This window comes from Streptomyces sp. NPDC005262, assembly GCF_042872425.1.
Taxonomy (GTDB): domain Bacteria; phylum Actinomycetota; class Actinomycetes; order Streptomycetales; family Streptomycetaceae; genus Streptomyces.
In genome coordinates this window covers 42,777-59,487 of record NZ_JBIAKK010000023.1, presented here as the reverse complement: position 1 = coordinate 59,487, position 16,711 = coordinate 42,777, and the positions used below count along the sequence as shown (strand labels likewise).

The 16,711-nt window shown below is 70.1% G+C and carries 14 protein-coding genes; 9 read left to right on the top strand and 5 right to left on the bottom strand.

All coding sequences use genetic code 11. The annotated features are described in order from the left end of the window. Positions 1-12: 12 nt before the first annotated feature. Both ACFYP5_RS35650 and der read left to right on the top strand, forming a co-directional pair. Positions 13-600 carry a lysophospholipid acyltransferase family protein gene (locus tag ACFYP5_RS35650; RefSeq protein ID WP_389043624.1) on the top strand — a complete coding sequence of 196 codons (588 nt, stop codon included), beginning with the start codon at positions 13-15 and terminating at the stop codon, positions 598-600. 67 nt (positions 601-667) lie between these two features. Next, entirely contained in the window at positions 668-2,137 is a 1,470-nt protein-coding gene (gene der, locus ACFYP5_RS35645) for a ribosome biogenesis GTPase Der (protein ID WP_389043547.1), read from the top strand. 116 nt (positions 2,138-2,253) lie between these two features. Here the strand turns inward: der and ACFYP5_RS35640 are convergent, their stop codons facing one another. Together ACFYP5_RS35640 and ACFYP5_RS35635 are read right to left on the bottom strand one after the other, a co-directional pair. Continuing rightward, the gene (locus tag ACFYP5_RS35640; protein WP_389043545.1) at positions 2,254-2,550 is read right to left on the bottom strand and encodes a hypothetical protein; all 297 of its coding nucleotides are present in this window, start codon (positions 2,548-2,550) and stop codon (positions 2,254-2,256) included. Between the two features lie 137 nt (positions 2,551-2,687). Continuing rightward, positions 2,688-3,470: a hypothetical protein gene (locus ACFYP5_RS35635; protein WP_389043542.1), complete on the bottom strand. Its 783-nt coding sequence runs from the start codon at positions 3,468-3,470 to the stop codon at positions 2,688-2,690. 576 nt (positions 3,471-4,046) lie between these two features. Between ACFYP5_RS35635 and ACFYP5_RS35630 the strand changes: the two genes are divergently transcribed. Next, positions 4,047-5,006 (top strand): helix-turn-helix transcriptional regulator, encoded by a 960-nt coding sequence (locus ACFYP5_RS35630; protein WP_389043539.1) that lies wholly within the window; start codon positions 4,047-4,049, stop codon positions 5,004-5,006. A gap of 408 nt (positions 5,007-5,414) precedes the next feature. Continuing rightward, positions 5,415-5,630: an I78 family peptidase inhibitor gene (locus tag ACFYP5_RS35625; protein ID WP_389043538.1), complete on the top strand. Its 216-nt coding sequence runs from the start codon at positions 5,415-5,417 to the stop codon at positions 5,628-5,630. 124 nt (positions 5,631-5,754) lie between these two features. Here ACFYP5_RS35625 and ACFYP5_RS35620 read toward each other — a convergent pair whose 3' ends face one another. After that, positions 5,755-6,777, bottom strand: a complete 1,023-nt coding sequence (locus ACFYP5_RS35620; RefSeq protein ID WP_389043535.1) for a phosphatase PAP2 family protein — start codon at positions 6,775-6,777, stop codon at positions 5,755-5,757. A 496-nt stretch (positions 6,778-7,273) separates the two neighbouring features. On the opposite strand from ACFYP5_RS35620, the gene ACFYP5_RS35615 reads away from it, so the two are divergent. Together ACFYP5_RS35615 and ACFYP5_RS35610 are read left to right on the top strand one after the other, a co-directional pair. Beyond that, complete coding sequence (locus ACFYP5_RS35615) at positions 7,274-8,989, top strand: MFS transporter (protein ID WP_389043533.1); 1,716 nt, start codon at positions 7,274-7,276, stop codon at positions 8,987-8,989. A 73-nt stretch (positions 8,990-9,062) separates the two neighbouring features. Further along, on the top strand, positions 9,063-10,313 hold the full coding sequence (locus ACFYP5_RS35610) for an acyl-CoA dehydrogenase family protein (RefSeq protein ID WP_389043530.1): 1,251 nt from the start codon (positions 9,063-9,065) through the stop codon (positions 10,311-10,313). Positions 10,314-10,352: 39 nt separating this feature from the next. On the opposite strand, the gene ACFYP5_RS35605 is transcribed toward ACFYP5_RS35610, so the two are convergent. Beyond that, entirely contained in the window at positions 10,353-10,799 is a 447-nt protein-coding gene (locus tag ACFYP5_RS35605) for a cell division protein SepF (protein WP_030917985.1), read from the bottom strand. Positions 10,800-11,107: 308 nt separating this feature from the next. Here ACFYP5_RS35605 and ACFYP5_RS35600 point away from each other — a divergent pair, with 308 nt between their 5' ends. Next, on the top strand, positions 11,108-12,394 hold the full coding sequence (locus ACFYP5_RS35600) for a DUF5685 family protein (protein WP_389043527.1): 1,287 nt from the start codon (positions 11,108-11,110) through the stop codon (positions 12,392-12,394). 33 nt (positions 12,395-12,427) lie between these two features. On the opposite strand, the gene ACFYP5_RS35595 is transcribed toward ACFYP5_RS35600, so the two are convergent. After that, positions 12,428-13,375, bottom strand: a complete 948-nt coding sequence (locus ACFYP5_RS35595) for an ABC transporter substrate-binding protein (RefSeq protein WP_389043525.1) — start codon at positions 13,373-13,375, stop codon at positions 12,428-12,430. A gap of 499 nt (positions 13,376-13,874) precedes the next feature. Between ACFYP5_RS35595 and ACFYP5_RS35590 the strand changes: the two genes are divergently transcribed. After that, the gene (locus tag ACFYP5_RS35590) at positions 13,875-14,753 is read left to right on the top strand and encodes an amino acid ABC transporter permease (RefSeq protein WP_389043523.1); all 879 of its coding nucleotides are present in this window, start codon (positions 13,875-13,877) and stop codon (positions 14,751-14,753) included. Beyond that, complete coding sequence (locus ACFYP5_RS35585; protein ID WP_389043520.1) at positions 14,750-16,654, top strand: FAD/NAD(P)-binding protein; 1,905 nt, start codon at positions 14,750-14,752, stop codon at positions 16,652-16,654. The genes ACFYP5_RS35590 and ACFYP5_RS35585 overlap by 4 nt, the downstream gene beginning before the upstream one ends. Positions 16,655-16,711 lie beyond the last annotated feature (57 nt).

The following is a 16,711-nucleotide window of genomic DNA, read 5'->3' as shown; positions in this document are numbered from 1 at the left end:
GGCATCGGGCTGATGTACGGGCTGTGGAAGCCCCGCGTCCTCGGCGCATGGCGGGTACCCGCCTCCGGACCCGTCATACTCGCGGTGAACCACTCACACAACATCGACGGGCCGATGCTGATGGGCACCGCGCCCCGGCCCGTCCACTTCCTGATCAAGAAAGAGGCGTTCGTCGGCCCCCTCGACCCGTTCCTGCGCGGAATCGGGCAGCTGAAGGTGGACCGTACGAGCGCCGACCGCACCGCCATCACCCAGGCCCTCGGTGTACTGGAGAACGGCGGGGTGCTCGGGATCTTCCCGGAGGGCACCCGGGGCGAAGGAGACTTCGCCTCGCTGCGGGCCGGGCTCGCGTACTTCGCGGTGCGCAGTGGGGCGCCGATCGTGCCCGTGGCCGTCATGGGAAGCACCGAGCGCCGTGGACGGTTGATACCGGCACTGCCGCCGTTGCGCAGCGGGGTCGATGTCGTCTTCGGTGATGCCTTCGACGCGGGCGACGGAAGTGGCCTGCGGACCCGGAAGGCGCTGGACGAGGCGACCGTGCGGATCCAGGCACGGCTGACCTCGCACCTGGAGAACGCCAGGCGTTTCACCGGGCGCTAGGTAAGACTTGAGTAGTGGGCCGCGTGATCGTGGTCCATCGATGATGATGCAAAGAGGAACGGACTTCATGAACGACCAGATTCACTCCGACGGCTCGGACCACGAGCACGGAGCGCTTGGCGACGCCGAGTACGCGGAGTTCATGGAGCTCGCCGCGCAGGAGGGCTTCGACGTCGAGGACGTCGAGGGCGCGATCGACGAAGCGGGTCACGGCCCGCTGCCCGTCCTTGCCGTCGTCGGCCGCCCCAACGTCGGCAAGTCGACCCTGGTGAACCGGATCATCGGCCGCCGCGAGGCGGTCGTCGAGGACAAGCCCGGTGTCACCCGGGACCGTGTCACGTACGAGGCCGAATGGGCCGGCCGCCGCTTCAAGGTCGTCGACACCGGCGGCTGGGAGCAGGACGTGCTGGGCATCGACGCCTCCGTCGCCGCCCAGGCGGAGTACGCGATCGAGGCCGCCGACGCGGTCGTCTTCGTCGTCGACTCGACCGTCGGCGCGACCGACACCGACGAGGCCGTCGTCAAGCTGCTGCGGCGGGCCGGCAAGCCCGTCGTGCTGTGCGCCAACAAGGTCGACGGCCAGAGCGGCGAGGCCGACGCCACCGCGCTCTGGTCGCTCGGTCTCGGCGAGCCGCACCCGGTCTCCTCGCTGCACGGCCGTGGCACCGGCGACCTGCTCGACGCCGTCCTCGAAGCACTGCCCGAGGCCCCGGCCCAGAGCTTCGGCACCGCGCTCGGCGGCCCGCGCCGCATCGCGCTCATCGGACGTCCGAACGTCGGCAAGTCGTCACTGCTGAACAAGGTGGCGAACGAGGACCGGGTCGTCGTCAACGAAATGGCCGGCACCACCCGTGACCCGGTCGACGAGCTGATCCAGCTCGGTGGCATCACCTGGAAGTTCATCGACACGGCCGGTATCCGCCGCCGCGTCCACCTCCAGGAGGGCGCGGACTACTACGCCTCGCTGCGTACCGCGGCCGCCGTCGAGAAGGCCGAGGTCGCCGTCGTCCTGATCGACGCCAGCGAGTCCATCAGCGTCCAGGACCAGCGCATCATCACCATGGCCGTGGAGGCCGGGCGCGCGCTCGTGGTCGCGTACAACAAGTGGGACACCCTCGACGAGGAGCGCCGCTACTACCTGGAGCGCGAGATCGAGACCGAGCTCGCGCAGATCGCGTGGGCCCCCCGGGTCAACGTCTCGGCCCTCACCGGCCGCCACATGGAGAAGCTGGTCCCGGCGATCGAGACCGCGATCGAGGGCTGGGAGACCCGCATCCCGACCGGCCGGCTGAACGCCTTCCTCGGTGAGATCGTCGCCTCCCACCCGCACCCGGTCCGCGGCGGCAAGCAGCCCCGCATCCTGTTCGGCACCCAGGCCGGTACCAAGCCGCCGCGGTTCGTGCTCTTCTCCTCCGGCTTCCTCGAGCACGGCTACCGCCGCTTCGTCGAGCGCCGGCTGCGCGAGGAGTTCGGCTTCGAGGGAACCCCGATCCACATCTCGGTGCGGGTCCGCGAGAAGCGCGGCCGCAAGAAGTGACGCCGTCCTGATCCGCCCCGTCCCGGCCATGGCGGCGCGCCGGACATGACGAAGCCCCGTACCGTCCCTGCTGTGAACGGTGCGGGGCTTCGTCGTGCCAGGGCTACACCGTGCGGTCAGGCTCCCCGGGATCTCGGGGGCAGCGCCGCCGGCTGGGGGCGCCCGGCGTGCCGGCCGACCCGCTGCCAGGAGCCGGGGTTTCCGGTGTGCGTGCCCGGGCCGGAGTGGCCGGAGTGGCCGCTCAGTGGGGCCCGGCTGCCGAACATGCCGGTCCCGAACCCCACGAAGCCCAGGTCCTCCTCGCCGCTCCGATCACCTGGCAGCGCCCGGAACGACCGGCGGTACTCCGTGTACAGCGCGTCGTAGATCGGGGTGTGGGTCGGACCGCCCGAGCGGTCCTGCGCCGGACGCATGGCAGGGATCGGGCTCGGGCGCTGGTGGGAGGGGTCGTATGAGTGCACGTATGTGCCAACGACCCCATCGGCCGTCGGATGCGGGCCCGGCGGAGAAATAGCTGTTCGCCGGGGGTGCGAGGAGCGTACGGACATGATCAGGTCCCGGCCAGCGGCATCGCGGCCGCGACCAGGAGGCCGCTCGCCGCGGCCTTCTCCAGGGCGTCGCGCAGCAGGTCCTCGCGGGGCTGCTGGCCGATCGATCCGACCGGAGCGGCGAAGACGAGCACGGTCTGAGACTTGTTGGCCGCGGCCCGCCAGCCCTCGGTGACCTGCAGCGGTGCATGGGCCTGCCACCAGGCGACGGGGGCGCCGCCGCCCGTCCCCGGCTGGAGCACGGCGTGCAGCTGGCCCATGGCGAGCAGGATCGACCAGCCGTGCAGCACGGCGGGCACCTGGTCCATCCGGTGGACCGGGTGGAAGCCCTGTTCCAGCAGGAGCTGCAGGAACTCGTCGGCCCCGCCGCCGTACGTGCCGGGGCGGGTGATCGCGCCGGTCGGCTCGACGACCAGTGCCGGGTGGAGCTCGTCATCGATCAGGACGAGTCCGCTGGTGACACCCAGGACGGCCTGCTCGGGCATGAGGCCCTGCGGGGTCTCCGGCTCGTTGCCGGTGATGCTGCGCACGGCGCCCTGCAGCTGCTCCTCGGAGACCTGGACGACCTGGGAGGGGATGCAGGTCGCGTGGGCGAAAGCGAGCACGGCGGTCTCGTCGCCGACGAACAGCACCGTGCTGGTGCGCTCCTGCTCCGAGTCGCCCGGGGTGCGGCAGGAGGTGCAGTCGTAGCTGCCTGGGGCGTTGTCGCCGACGAGCAGCCGATCGGCTTCGGCGTCGCCGATCTCGGCGCGTACGTCCTCGCTGACGTCGAGCATGCGCGGCACGGGTGGCTCCTCGAACTCGGTGCGTGCGCCGGGCGGTTCCCGGCTCATGAACAGACAACGGGTGAGCTGCGGCCGGGGTCACGCGGGAAAGGGAACGGAATCGAACCATCCGGAGCAGAGGGTGAATCGGCGGGCCGATGGGTTTACTCCCGGTCGATACCTGCTGATCGAACCCGCATCGGACCGTTCATGCGAGGGTAGGGAGGGTACGACGACAGGTCGACAAATCAGGAAAACAGGGAACGTATCCGGTGGCTGAAAGTCGTCCATGCATTGAGAGGAACGGCAGCCGGTTCTCGCCGTCACGCCAGGTGCAACCCGCAGCACATCGGTCGAACCGGGGGCATGGCGGCTCCTGCAGGGGCTCATCCGTACGACGTTTCCACCTCGCCGGTGCGCCGACGGAGCACCATGCCGACGGGGCCGTGGTGGTTTTCCGTCACCGCGACGCTCCCGCGCCGGGCGTGCTCGGCCGGGGACGACCCCTTCGCCCCGACTGGAGCCGGGCACCGCACCGCAGCAGGCCGATCCGGATCGCGGACGGTAGCTGTCCGCAACCGCTGGCAGACTCGTCCCATGTTGGAGACCTCGGCACGACTGCTGCGCCTGCTCTCACTCCTGCAGGCCCACCGGGACTGGTCCGGCACCGAGCTCGCCGAGCGGCTCGGCGTCACCGCCCGGACCGTCCGGCGCGACGTCGACAAGCTGCGCGAGCTCGGCTACCCGGTCAACGCCAGCCCCGGCACCGGCGGCGGCTACCAGCTCGGTGCCGGTGCCGAGCTGCCGCCGTTGCTCCTCGACGACGAGGAGGCCGTCGCCGTCGCGGTCGGGCTGCGCACGGCGGCCGGCCACGGCGTGGAGGGCATCGGGGAGACCTCCGTACGCGCACTCGCCAAGCTCGAACAGGTACTGCCGAACCGGCTGCGCCGGCGGGTGAGCGCGCTGGGCGCCTTCACCGTGCCCATGCTGCGTGGACCCGACGCGTCGACCGTCGACCCGGGGGTTCTCACCGAGCTGGCCGGGGCCTGCCGGGACAGCGAGCGGGTGCGCTTCGAGTACCGCGCCCATGGCGGCTCCGTATCGCGCAGGATCGTCGAGCCCTACCGGTTGGTGTGCACCGAGCGCCGCTGGTATCTCGTCGCCTGGGACCTGGACCGTGCGGACTGGCGTACCTTCCGGGCGGACCGGATCACCCCCACGCCGCCCCACGGACCCCGCTTCGCCCCGCGCCGCCCGCCCGCCGACGACCTTGCCGCGTATGTCTCCCAGGGCGTCTCCACCGCCGCGTACGCGGAGCGTGCCGTGATCCGGCTGAAGGTGCCCGTCGAGCGGGCGGCCGAGCGGATCTCGCCGTCCTCCGGTGTGCTGGAGCGCATCGACGAGGACAGCTGCCTGCTGCGCACGGGGGCGGCCGGTCTGGACATTCTGGTGATCCACGTGATGCTCATGGGTTTCGACTTCGAAGTCGTCGAGCCGCAGGAGCTCACCGACGCGATCAGGACCGCCAGGGACCGGCTGTCCCGGGCGCTCGGCTGAACCGTGCGGTGCTCTTTCGTCTGTCAACTCGCTGTGTCCGGTATACGGGTGGATGTCGGCGGCCGTACCGGTCCGATGGTGTGGATATCGTGTCCAAAAGATAAGGTCGACGTAAGGAAGCGTGAATTCCCGGTGCCTGGTTCATTTTCCGGACACCGCCAGGGGTGGGAATTTCGACTACCTGGGATGGCGTAATCCGTTTGGTTTCTCCGCCTGTTCCGAGATCATTCTTCGTCGCCTTCGATTACTGTGCGTCGGCTTACGGATCGCACGTTCGAGTGAAGCAGTTCGAGTAAACGTGTGTGGTGATCCTGTGACACAAGCGTGACCGGTGGCGTACGTGAGGATGGTGCGCCGCTGCCGGAGCCAGGCTTCCGTACCCGTCCGGGGCCGCCTACGGTGAGAGACATGGCACCTATACCGACTCCTCCCGTACAGCCCGACGACACACCCGGCGCGTATGTCGGCCTCGCCGCCGAAGCCGCCGAGCGGAGGGCCCGTACGCGTGGCTGGAGCAGCGTGAGATCCCTGCCGCCGGGCGCGATCATCACCATGGAGTACCGGGCCGGACGGATCAATTTCGAGGTCGACGACGCCGTCGTGACCCGCTGCTGGGTGGGCTGAGACCGCACCGCCGCCGGACGGCTGCGACCGGCCCGCGACACGAGCAAGGCCCCGACCGAGGTCGGGGCCTTGACTGTGCGGGGGTGAGGCTGTGCGTACCGTCCCCGATGTGTGGGGAGGTCCGTCAGCCGCCGCTCATCGGGCGGGCCGGGCTGGTGCCGCCGCGCGGCGTACGGTCCGCGTGCGGCGGGCGCCGGCTGCCGACCGGGGTGATGGGCGTCCGCTCCGAGCGCACCGTGTGCGTCGTGTGGGCCCGTGGCCGGGTACCCGCCGCCGGGGCCGTGCCCGCCGTGCGGCTTCCCGCGGCGACCGGTTCCAGCGCCGGGTCCTCGTCCATGGCGTCGACACCGGTCCGCTGCGGCAGAAGCACGGTCCGGGGGCCGCCGGCCGCGACAGGCACCGAAGGCACCGCCCTGCCCCGCGCACGCCACTGCTCGCGCACCGCGAAGATCCAGTCCTCGGCGCGGGTGATCAGCGGCTCGGCCCACGGCAGGCCCAGCAGGATCAGCAGCCCCGCGGCCCAGCCCAGCAGCACATCGCTGAGCCAGTGCGTGCCGAGATAGACGGTCGTGAGCCCGACCCCGAGCGAGACCACTGCCGATAGGGCCGACAGATAGCGCCTGGCCCTCGGGGTGGTGGCCAGGTACGCGAGGATTCCCCAGGTCACGACCGCGTTGGCGGTATGCCCGGACGGGAATATATCGCCGCCGGCGAAGAGCTCCGCGGAGCCGATCTGGGTCGCGTAGTGCGGGCCGAGCCGGCCCAGGCCCAGCTTGACCGCACCCACTGTCAGGTTGAGCAGCAGCAGTGAGGCGCCCAGCGTCAGCAGGGGCCGCAGGGTGTGCTGCCGCCAGGAGCGCCAGCCGAGCCAGCAGGCGACCATCACGGCCGTGGGGCCTCGCTGGCCCAGCACGACGTAGTAGTCGAGGAAGGCATGGATTCCGGGCCACTGCTGGTAGGGCCGGAACAGCATGACCTTCCAGTCCAGGGTCACCAGCCAGGAACCGATCAGTACGGCAAAGACGATGGCGAGATAGAACGCCAACGTCCCGCCGAAGAGAGCGATGCGGTGACGACTCATCCGCGGTGGCTCTATCTTCGGCGGTTCCGGCTCCCGGTCCAGCCGGGCAAAGATGTCGGTACGCACCCAATCGACGTTACAGCGAGTGAGTGCGCGTTCCGGTCGATCCGGCCGCTTTGTGATGACGATGTGATGTGGACTATGTCTCAGCCGGGCATCTTTTCTTGACCGTTCGGCGAATCCCGGCGATCTTCCGATCTATTTTCCCGCACTCATTTCGGAAGGGTGTTTGGGGATCCGTTAATAACAAAGAGTGATGCCGTATGCATTTCTGTGGCCGGTCCCGCCCAGGTGAACGGACGGTGCCGGACCGGTCACGGGGTGAGTCCGGTGCGCATCCATGGCGGCGACGGGCGCCGTCCGGCGTGGGCCGGGTGTGGGGTCCGGCGTGGCGTACGCCACACTCCGTGGTCCGCCGAGGTATGAGATGGACCACGTGTGGCCACGCCGAACTCGCGTACGCTGACGGATCACTCGCCCGTCGATGCCGGGCCTGGAGGGGCAGCAGACGCTGCATCCCCGGTTGGCCTGCCGAGCGCGAGGCCTTTTGGGAGGTACATGCATGTCCGGGACGACCACAGCCCGACTCCGGCTGCGCGCAGCCGCCGACGGTGCCAACCGATGGGTCGTCCTGGTCGTCCTCTGCCTCAGCCTGTTGCTCGTGGCGCTCGACGCCACCGTGCTGCACGTCGCGGTCCCCGCCGTCACCGAGGACCTGCGGCCGAGCGCCGTCGGCCTGCTGTGGATCGTGGACGCCTATCCACTGGTCTGTGCCTCACTGCTGATCCTCTTCGGCACCCTCGGTGACCGGGTCGGCCGCCGCCGCATACTGCTCCTCGGCTACGCCCTCTTCGCGGTCGCCTCGGCGGTCGCCGCGATGGCCGACAGTCCGGGCGTCCTCATAGCGGCGCGTGCCCTGCTCGGGGTCGGCGGCGCGATGATCATGCCGGCGACGCTGTCGATCCTCCGCCAGGTCTTCCCCGACCGGCGTGAGCGGGCCGTCGCCATCGGGGTGTGGACCGCGGTCGCCGCGGTCGGCGCGGCCATCGGACCGGTCATCGGCGGTTTCCTCGTCGAGCACTTCTGGTGGGGCTCGGTCTTTCTGATCAACATCCCGCTGATGGCCGTGATCCTTCCGGTCGGCCGGCTGCTGCTGCCCGAATCGCGGGGTTGCAGTGACGGCCCCTGGGACGTGTTCGGCGCGCTGATGGCCGCGGCCGGAGTGCTCGGTGTGGTCCTCGGTGTGAAGCGCGCGGGCACCGGCGAGGGCGTTTTCGTCCTCGCCACCCTCGTACCGCTGTCCCTGGGCGGCGCGCTGATCGTCGCGTTCGTACGCCGTCAGAAGCGCCGTACGCATCCACTGATCGACATAGGGATGTTCGCCAGACCCGCATTCTCCACCGCGGTCGGCTGCATCGTCCTTGCCATGCTGGCCCTGGTCGGTCTCGAACTGATCGCCGTCCAGTACCTCCAGCTGGTCCTGGGCCTCAGCCCGCTGGAGACCGGTCTGCGGCTGCTGCCGCTCACCTTCGCCGCGATGGCGGCGGGCGCCACCGGTTCGTACACCCTGCGCCGGATCGGCCCGCGCCGGATGGTCGGCTGGGGCTTCGTGCTCACGGCGGCCTCGGTGCTGATCCTGACCCTGATGGGGCAGCACGACCGTCCCGGTCTGCTGACCGTCGCGTTCGTCGTGCTCGGCTTCGGTCTCCAGTCCACGCTCTTCGGTGCGTACGAATCGATGCTCAGTGAGGCCCCCGCCGACCGGGCCGGTGGTGCGGCGGCCATCGGCGAGACCTCGTACCAGCTGGGAGCGGGTATGGGGATCGCGCTGCTCGGCAGCGTGATGAATGCCGCCTACGCCCCCGGGCTGGCCAAGCTCTCCGGGACGGGCGTGCCCGCCGAGGCGTCCACCGCCGCCTCCCACTCGCTGGGCGAGGCCTATCAGGTGGCGTCCCAGCTGGGTGGTCCGCTGGGCGAGGTGCTGCGGAGCACCGCCCGGCACGCCTTCGTCAGCGGTCTGCATGTCACGCTGCTGGTCAGCGCGGGGCTGCTGCTGCTCGGCGCGCTCGCCGCGCTGCGGCTACCGCGGGTGATGGAGTGCCCGCCGCGGGTTCTCTGTGATCCGCGCGATGTGCAGGACAACCAGGAGCCCCGTGAGGCCCGGGCGTTCCACGGTCCTCAGGGAGCCCCTGGGCAGGACCTTCGGAACCGGCCCCGTTCGCTGCCTGTCCGGCGGCAACCCGCCGAGGCCACCGGCTCTGGACGAGCGGCACACTGAGTCGTAACGTCAGCACGACGCCATAACTAACACTGCTAGTTTTAGTACCGTGCGAGCCGCCGGAGGCACTCTCATGTCCACCACCGAGTCCGCTGAGTCCGCGAAGCCGTCGAAGCTGCCGCCCTTCGATCCGGCCGACCCGATCGGCATCGACGATCTGCTCGGCCCCGAGGACCTCGCGATCCGCTCCACCGTCCGTGCCTGGGCCGCCGACCGGATCCTGCCGCACATCGCCGAGTGGTACGAGAGCGGTGAGCTGCCCGGTATCCGTGAGCTGGCCCGCGAGCTCGGTTCGATCGGTGCCCTCGGCATGTCCCTCCAGGGGTACGGCTGCGCGGGCGCCACGGCCGTCCAGTACGGACTGGCCTGCCTGGAGCTCGAAGCGGCGGACTCCGGGATCCGCTCGCTCGTCTCCGTCCAGGGCTCCCTCGCCATGTACGCCATCCATCGCTTCGGCTCGGAGGAGCAGAAGGAGCGGTGGCTTCCCGGGATGGCAGCCGGCGAGATCATCGGCTGCTTCGGGCTCACCGAGCCGGACCACGGCTCCGACCCGGCCGGGATGCGGACGTACGCCAAGCGGGAACCGGGGGGAACCCACCGCTCGGGCGAAGCCGGAGGCGGGGGGGACTGGGTCCTCAGCGGCCGCAAGATGTGGATCACCAACGGCTCGGTGGCCGGGGTGGCCGTCGTTTGGGCACAGACCGACGAGGGCATCCGCGGCTTCGTCGTGCCGACCGATACCCCCGGCTTCTCGGCACCCGAGATCAAGCACAAGTGGTCGCTGCGTGCCTCGGTCACCAGTGAGCTGGTACTCGACGAGGTGCGACTGCCCGCCGATGCCGTGCTCCCCGGGGTCACCGGCCTGCGTGGCCCGCTCAGCTGCCTCAGCCACGCCCGCTACGGCATCGTCTGGGGAGCCATGGGCGCCGCACGCGCCAGCTTCGAGGCAGCGGTCGACTACGCGAAGACCCGGGAACAGTTCGGGAGGCCGATCGGCGGCTTCCAGCTCACTCAGGCCAAGCTCGCGGACATGGCCGTCGAACTGCACAAGGGCATCCTGCTCGCCCACCATCTGGGCCGTCGGATGGACGCGGGCAGGCTCCGCCCGGAACAGGTCAGTTTCGGAAAGCTCAACAATGTGCGGGAGGCGATCGAGATCTGCCGTACCTCACGCACCATTCTCGGCGCCAACGGGATCTCGCTCGAATACCCGGTGATGCGGCATGCGACGAATCTGGAGTCGGTGCTCACCTACGAGGGCACCGTGGAGATGCACCAGCTGGTGCTGGGCAAGGCGCTCACCGGTCTGGACGCATTCCGGTAGAACGGGACGCCGGCCGGACCGATCCGGCGAGCGCCCTGCTCAGCTCTGGTTGAAGAAGCCGTCGGCCGGTCGGCCGGCGGCTTCGCCGCTGACCACGTGGGTGTCGGCCGGGGTCAGCAGGAAGACCCGGGTGGCGACGCGATCGATCGACCCGCGCAGTCCGAAGATCAGCCCCGCGGCGAAGTCCACGACACGCTTCGCGTCCGAGGGGTCCATGGCCGTGAGGTTCATGATCACCGGGACGCCGTCCCGGAAGAGCTCGCCGATGCCGCGGGCGTCCCGGAAGCTGTCCGGGGTGACTGTGGCGATCCGGCGGCCCGTCTCCTCGGCCGCCTCCGAGACCACCTGCACCCGTGGGTCGGTCACCCAGGCATTGCCGGTCCCGGTCCGTGCACCCTCGGCGTACTCGTCGTCGTCGTCGTAGTAACGCTCGTCGTTGTCCTCTACGAGGCCCAGCCAGGCACTCGCCTTGCGCACCGATCCCATGGACGCCTCCTCTCACCGCGGTTCCTTGGTGTTCCGCATCTCATTCGTATCCCTATGGTCGACCATGATGCGGATCGTGCGCCAAGTGGATAGTCGGCGCGCAGGGGATTCGTGACGTTACTGGTGCAGAAGATGTGGCGATTCGTCAAGGTTCCTCCTGCATAGGGCCCCTGGTGAAAAGAAAATATGATGTCCCGGTCCGTACGGGTGACGTGGGGTGCGTACGGGTGAACGGGTCACTCGATACGATGCCCGTCGCGCACACGCACGAGTGCGGCGCACGTCGGAACGACTCTCGGGGGATCGTCGTGTTCGGAATAGTCAGGCCCTGCGCCCATCGGTTGTCGGAAGGCCTCAAGACCGAGTGGATGGCCCATCTCTGCGGGCTCTGCCTCGCACTTCGCTCGGACCACGGGCAGTTCGCCCGGATCGTCACGAACTATGACGGCCTGATCGTCTCGGTTCTGACGGAAGCTCAGGCTGATCGCACCACCGGATGGCGAGGTACTGCGGGGCCCTGCCCACTGCGCTCCATGCGGACCGCTCCGGTCGCCCGTGGCGAGGGGGCCAGACTGGCAGCCGCCGTCTCTCTGGTGCTCGCCTCGGCGAAGGTCCGGGACCACATAGCGGACCGGGACGGGCTGTTGAGGCGCCGCCCGGTCGCCGCGGCCGCCCGTCGGGTCGCCGCGGGCTGGGACCGGGCCGGCGCGCGTACCGGTGCGGAGCTGGGATTCGACACCGCCGTCCTCGTGGACGCCGTCGACCGGCAGACCGGCATCGAACGGCTCGCCGGACCGGGCACCCCGCTGCTGACGGTCACCGAACCCACCGAGACGGCCACCGCGGCGGCCTTCGCCCACACCGCCACGCTCGCGGGCCGACCGCGGAACGCCGAGCCCCTCGCCGAGGCCGGCCGGCTCTTCGGGCGGCTCGCACATCTGCTGGATGCCGTGGAGGACCAGGAGACTGACGCCGCGTCGGGTGCTTGGAACCCGCTCACGGCCACCGGCACCTCGCGCGCCGAGGCCCGACGGTTGTGCGACGACGCGCTGCGTGGTGTGCGGCTGGCGCTGCGTGACGCCGAATTCACCGACGACAAGCTGACGCATGTGCTGCTCGTGCACGAACTGCGGCGTTCGGTGGACCGGGCCTTCGCCACGCAGACGTGCTCGCACCAGGCGGATGCGCAGCGCACCGGCGGGGATCTGACGGACAGGCAGCGGACGGAGTCCGCCGCGAAGGTGCCGGTGGACGCGCCGGGGCTGCGGCAGACCGGGTCCTTCGGGCCGCCGCCGGGCAATCCGTACGCGCCGAACAGCCCCGGCAGCCCGTTCGGCCCGCCTCAGCCCCCGCCGGAACCGCCGCGCGACCGGCGTGGGCTGATCACGGGCTGCCTGGTGTGGGCGGGCCTCGCCTGTACCTGCCAGATGTGCTGCGGGACCTTCGAGGACCCGTGGAGCCGGCAGCGGCGTGAGGGGCTGTGCAGCCAGTGCGACTGCAGCGACTGCTGCGATGCGTGCGACTGTTGCAGCAACTGCGGGGACTGCTGCAGTTCCTGCGACTGCTGCGACTGCGACTGCGGGTGCGACTGCTGAGCCACGCCCCGAGCCGACTCGACGGCCCCGGGGTCACCTGATCTCGGGCGGCGAGATCCGCGAGGACTCGATCGCCGACGCGCCGATGCCCCACTTCTTCAGGATGCGGTCGTACGTCCCGTCCGCCTTGAGCCCGTTGACCGCCGCCTGGAACGCGGGCGCCAGCGGGGTGCCCTTCCTGAACGCGAAGCCGACATCGAGCCGCTTGAACTCATTGAGGAAGCGCACGCCCTCCTGCTGCTCGACCGCATAGCGCAACCCGTTGATGGTCGACATCACCACGTCACTGCGGCCCTGCTGGAGCGAGGCCCAGACGGCCGCCAGATCGGAGTAGGTCTTCACGTCGTACGGCTTCCTGCCCGCCTCGGCGCACCGGTGCCTGTTCTCCTCCAGCGTCACCTCGAAGGTGGTGCCCGCGGCGGTGGCCACGGTCAGGCCGCAGAGCTGGGTGAGATCGGTGACGTTCGCCGCCTTGCTGTCGTCGCGGACCGCGAAGCCCTGCCCGTCATTGAGGTACGTGACGAAGTCGATCGTCCGGCGGCGCTCGTCGGTGACCCCGAAGTTTCCCGTCCCCAGGTCGTACTTCCCGCTGCCCAGCGCAGGCAGGATCGCCTCGAAGGCGGCCACCTCGCGCTTCAGCTTCAGCCCCAGCGCCCTGGCCACGGCGTCCGCGACGTCGATGTCGGTGCCGGCCACGGTCTTCCCGTCCGGCAGATAGGTGGCGCCGGGCGGCGTGCCGACGCTGGAGGCGATGGTCAGCGTGCCGGAGGCCCGGACGTCGGCGGGCAGCAGCGCGGCCGCGGCCTTGTTCTTCTTCACCGACGACACGACGTCCTGCGTCGGAATCTCCCCCTTGGTGGAGGTGGCCGGGCCGGCCGCGCCGGCCGGAGCGGCTGCCGGATCACCGGACCCGCACGCGGTGAGAGCGAATGCGGCGACGGTGATCAGCGCGAAGGCGGCGGCGTGCCGGGTACGGGGCATGAGGTGGGGTTCTCCAGGTTCGTCGACCGTGCGCGGGCAGCCGGGCAGCGCCGGGCGGCGCGCCACGGCAGCACAGCCACGGGCGGGGCGAAGGAAGAGCGGAAGAAGCTCGGAACAGCGAACAGCCTGAGGGGAGGATGCAGCGATGTTGTGTACGTGAAGGCGCGCAGGGAACGGTGCTCAGGCGCCGGACACGGCGCGAGGCACGGACGCGAGAAACCGCAGGGGGTCAGCTCAACAGGAGGAGGACCACACGCGACCGAAGTCGATGTGGGAGCGCTTGACCAGCCACTGCTGCGAATGCATGGCCCAAGTGGAACAGGCGATCCACCGTCCGTCAACTTACCTGAGACGTATGACTCACAGTGTGGACAGGCTTGACAACACGTTGTGAACAGCGCTTACCTCGGAGGCGGATCGCGCTGAGGGGCCGGTCCGCGTTGTGTTCTTTCGTGAAGGCACGTCCCGTGTTCGATCTCTGCATCCACGGAGCCTTCGCATGTCTGCGCAGACAGATGACTTTCCTCGATCACGCCCGGCCCCGCTCTCCGGGAACAGTGGCAAGGACGATGACGCCGACCACCTGCGGATCGTCCCGGTGCGCCGGACAGGCCAGTGGGCAGCGGCCGTTGTGGTCCTGCTGCTGCTCGCCCTGGCGCTGAACTCCGTCATCCGCAACGACGCCTTTCAGTGGGACGTCGTCGGCGACTACTTCACCACCGCCTCCGTCCTGCGCGGCCTCGGTCTCACCCTCTGGCTCACCGCCCTCGTCATGACGCTCGGCTTCGCCGTCGGCACAGTGCTGGCCGTACTCAGGCTCTCCACCAACCGCGTGCTCCAGGCCGTCAGTTGGGGCTACGTCTGGCTCTTCAGGTCCACCCCGATCCTGGTCCAGCTGCTCTTCTGGTTCAACATCGGCGCGCTCTACCCGGAGATCCTCGGCGTCCGTACGGTGAATCTCCTCGGGCCCGTCACGGTCGCCGTCATCGGCCTCACCCTGCATGAGGCCGCGTACGCGGCCGAAGTGGTCCGCGGCGGCATCCTGTCCGTGGAGCGCGGGCAGATCGAGGCCGCACAGTCGCTGGGCCTCGGCGCCCGGCGCCGGTTCCGCCGGATCGTGCTGCCGCAGGCGATGCGCTCCATCGTCCCGCCCGCCGGGAACATGCTGATCGGCACCCTCAAGGGCACCTCGATCGTCAGCATCATCGCCGTGCAGGACCTGCTCTATTCGGTGCAGCTCGTGTACCACCGCACCTACCAGGTGATACCTCTGCTGCTCGTCGCCACCCTCTGGTACGCGGTGGTCACCTCGCTGCTCGGCGTCGGCCAGCACTACATCGAACGGCACTACGCCCGTGGCACGGCGGGTGCCCGGTGAGCGTCGGGCCGGCCCTCGTCATCGTGGGCGCCGGACCGCGCGGCACCGGCCTCATCGAGCGCATCGCCGCAAACGCCCCCGAGCTGTACGAAGGCCGGCGGCTGGACATCCATCTCGTCGACCCGCACCCGCCCGGCGGCGGCCGGATCTGGCGGCACGACCAGTCCCCGCTGCTCTGGATGAACTCCATGGCCGAGGACGTCACCATGTTCACCGACGACACGGTCCAGCATGAGGGGCCGATACGTTCGGGGCCCGCACTGCACACCTGGGCGGCCGACGTCCGCGACGGCCGAGTCACCCTCGGGGCCGAACCGGAACTCCTTGCACAGATAAAGGCGCTGGGAGGCCAGGACTTCCCGAGCAGACGGCTGCAGAGCGCCTATCTGGGATGGGTGTACGAGCAGGCGGTCGCCGCACTTCCGGCAGGCATCACCGTGCACGAGCACCGTGGGTACGCCCTGCGTGTCACCGGGCAGCGTGACGGCCGTCAGCATGTCTGGCTGGAGGGTCGCGCCGAACCGCTGACCGCCGACCTCGTCGTACTCACCATCGGTCACCTGGACGCCGAACCCGCCCCCGAACACGTCGAGGTGACGGAGTTCGCGAACCGGCACGGGCTCGTCCACCTACCGCCCGACTTCACCGCCGACAGCGACCTGACCGCCCTGCCCGCCGGTGAACCGGTCATCGTCCGGGGCTTCGGGCTCGCCTTCGTCGATCTGATGGTGCTGCTCACCGAGGGACGCGGGGGGCGGTACGAGAACGGCGAGTACCTGCCCTCGGGCAAGGAGCCCGTTCTGCACGTCGGATCGCGGCGCGGTGTCCCGTACCACTCCAAGATCGGCTACGGCCTGCAGGGCGAACGGCCTCCGCTGCCGCGCTTCCTCGGCCCGGGCCGGACCGAGGAGCTGCTGAGCCGGCCCGGCCCGCTCGACTTCCGGCGCGATGTGTGGCCACTTGTCGACAAGGAGCTCGGATACGCCCACTACCACCGGCTCTTCGCCGCTCACGCCGAGCGCACGACCGTCGACCGGCAGGTCTTCGAGGAGAAGTACGCGGCCGCCGACCCGGGCAGCCAGGAACTGCGCGCCCTCGTCGCCGCCGCAGTCCCCGACCCCGCCGACCGGCTCGATCTCGATGCGCTCGACCACCCGCTGGACGGCGTGCGCCACCCGTCGTACGACGCACTCCAGGCGGGGCTGCGCGACTACATCACCGCCGACCTCGACCGCCGCCACGATCCCGCGCACAGCGAGGACCTCGCCGTCTTCCTCGGACTTCTCTCCGTCTACGGGCAGTTGATGCGGCTCGGTGACATCGGCGGCTGGTGGCACGGCTTCTTCAGCTACCTCGCGTCCGGCCCGCCGGGACCGCGGCTGCACCAGCTGCTCGCCCTCTCCCGGGCCGGGGTCGTCCGTTTCCTCGGCGCGGGGATGACCGTCGAGGCGGACGAGGAGCGGGGCGTCTTCCGGGCCGGCAGCGACACCGTTCCGGGGGAGTGGATCGAGGCCCGCGCATTGGTCGAGGCCCGGCTGCCGGATCCGTCGCTGGAGCGCACCCGCAGCCCGATCCTCCGGGCGCTGTACGAGGACGGAGCCGCCGCCACCGCCAGCGGACTGCTCTCCGTCGACCCGGACGACGGCCGGATCCTGAGCCGCGACGGCCGCTCGCACCCCCGGCGCTTCGCCCTCGGCCCGCACACCACCGCACGGGTGAGCGGCGCCTTCACCCGGCCGCGCACCGGCGGGCCGGCGTTCCGGCAGAACGACGCCACCGCACGGACGGCTCTGGCGTTCCTCCGCGACCTGCTCTGTAGCGACGGCGGTGACCGCAGCGACGAAGCAGACGGCGGTGACCGCAGCGACGGGGCAGACGGCGGCGACCGCCTCAGCGCCTGACCCCGGTGCCGTCCCACCTCCTCGGCCTCCTTACCCCTCGGCCTCATGGCCCGTATC

What these genes read in the sequence shown, in the direction of transcription:
- ACFYP5_RS35615 (WP_389043533.1), top strand. Translation starts at nt 7,274, where the DNA reads ATGTCCGGGACGACCACAGCCCGACTCCGGCTGCGCGCAGCCGCCGAC.
- ACFYP5_RS35605 (WP_030917985.1), bottom strand. Translation starts at nt 10,799, where the DNA reads ATGGGATCGGTGCGCAAGGCGAGTGCCTGGCTGGGCCTCGTAGAGGAC.
- ACFYP5_RS35590 (WP_389043523.1), top strand. Translation starts at nt 13,875, where the DNA reads ATGTCTGCGCAGACAGATGACTTTCCTCGATCACGCCCGGCCCCGCTC.
- ACFYP5_RS35650 (WP_389043624.1), top strand. Translation starts at nt 13, where the DNA reads ATGTACGGGCTGTGGAAGCCCCGCGTCCTCGGCGCATGGCGGGTACCC.
- ACFYP5_RS35625 (WP_389043538.1), top strand. Translation starts at nt 5,415, where the DNA reads ATGGCACCTATACCGACTCCTCCCGTACAGCCCGACGACACACCCGGC.
- ACFYP5_RS35610 (WP_389043530.1), top strand. Translation starts at nt 9,063, where the DNA reads ATGTCCACCACCGAGTCCGCTGAGTCCGCGAAGCCGTCGAAGCTGCCG.
- ACFYP5_RS35630 (WP_389043539.1), top strand. Translation starts at nt 4,047, where the DNA reads ATGTTGGAGACCTCGGCACGACTGCTGCGCCTGCTCTCACTCCTGCAG.
- ACFYP5_RS35595 (WP_389043525.1), bottom strand. Translation starts at nt 13,375, where the DNA reads ATGCCCCGTACCCGGCACGCCGCCGCCTTCGCGCTGATCACCGTCGCC.
- der (WP_389043547.1), top strand. Translation starts at nt 668, where the DNA reads ATGAACGACCAGATTCACTCCGACGGCTCGGACCACGAGCACGGAGCG.
- ACFYP5_RS35640 (WP_389043545.1), bottom strand. Translation starts at nt 2,550, where the DNA reads ATGCGTCCGGCGCAGGACCGCTCGGGCGGTCCGACCCACACCCCGATC.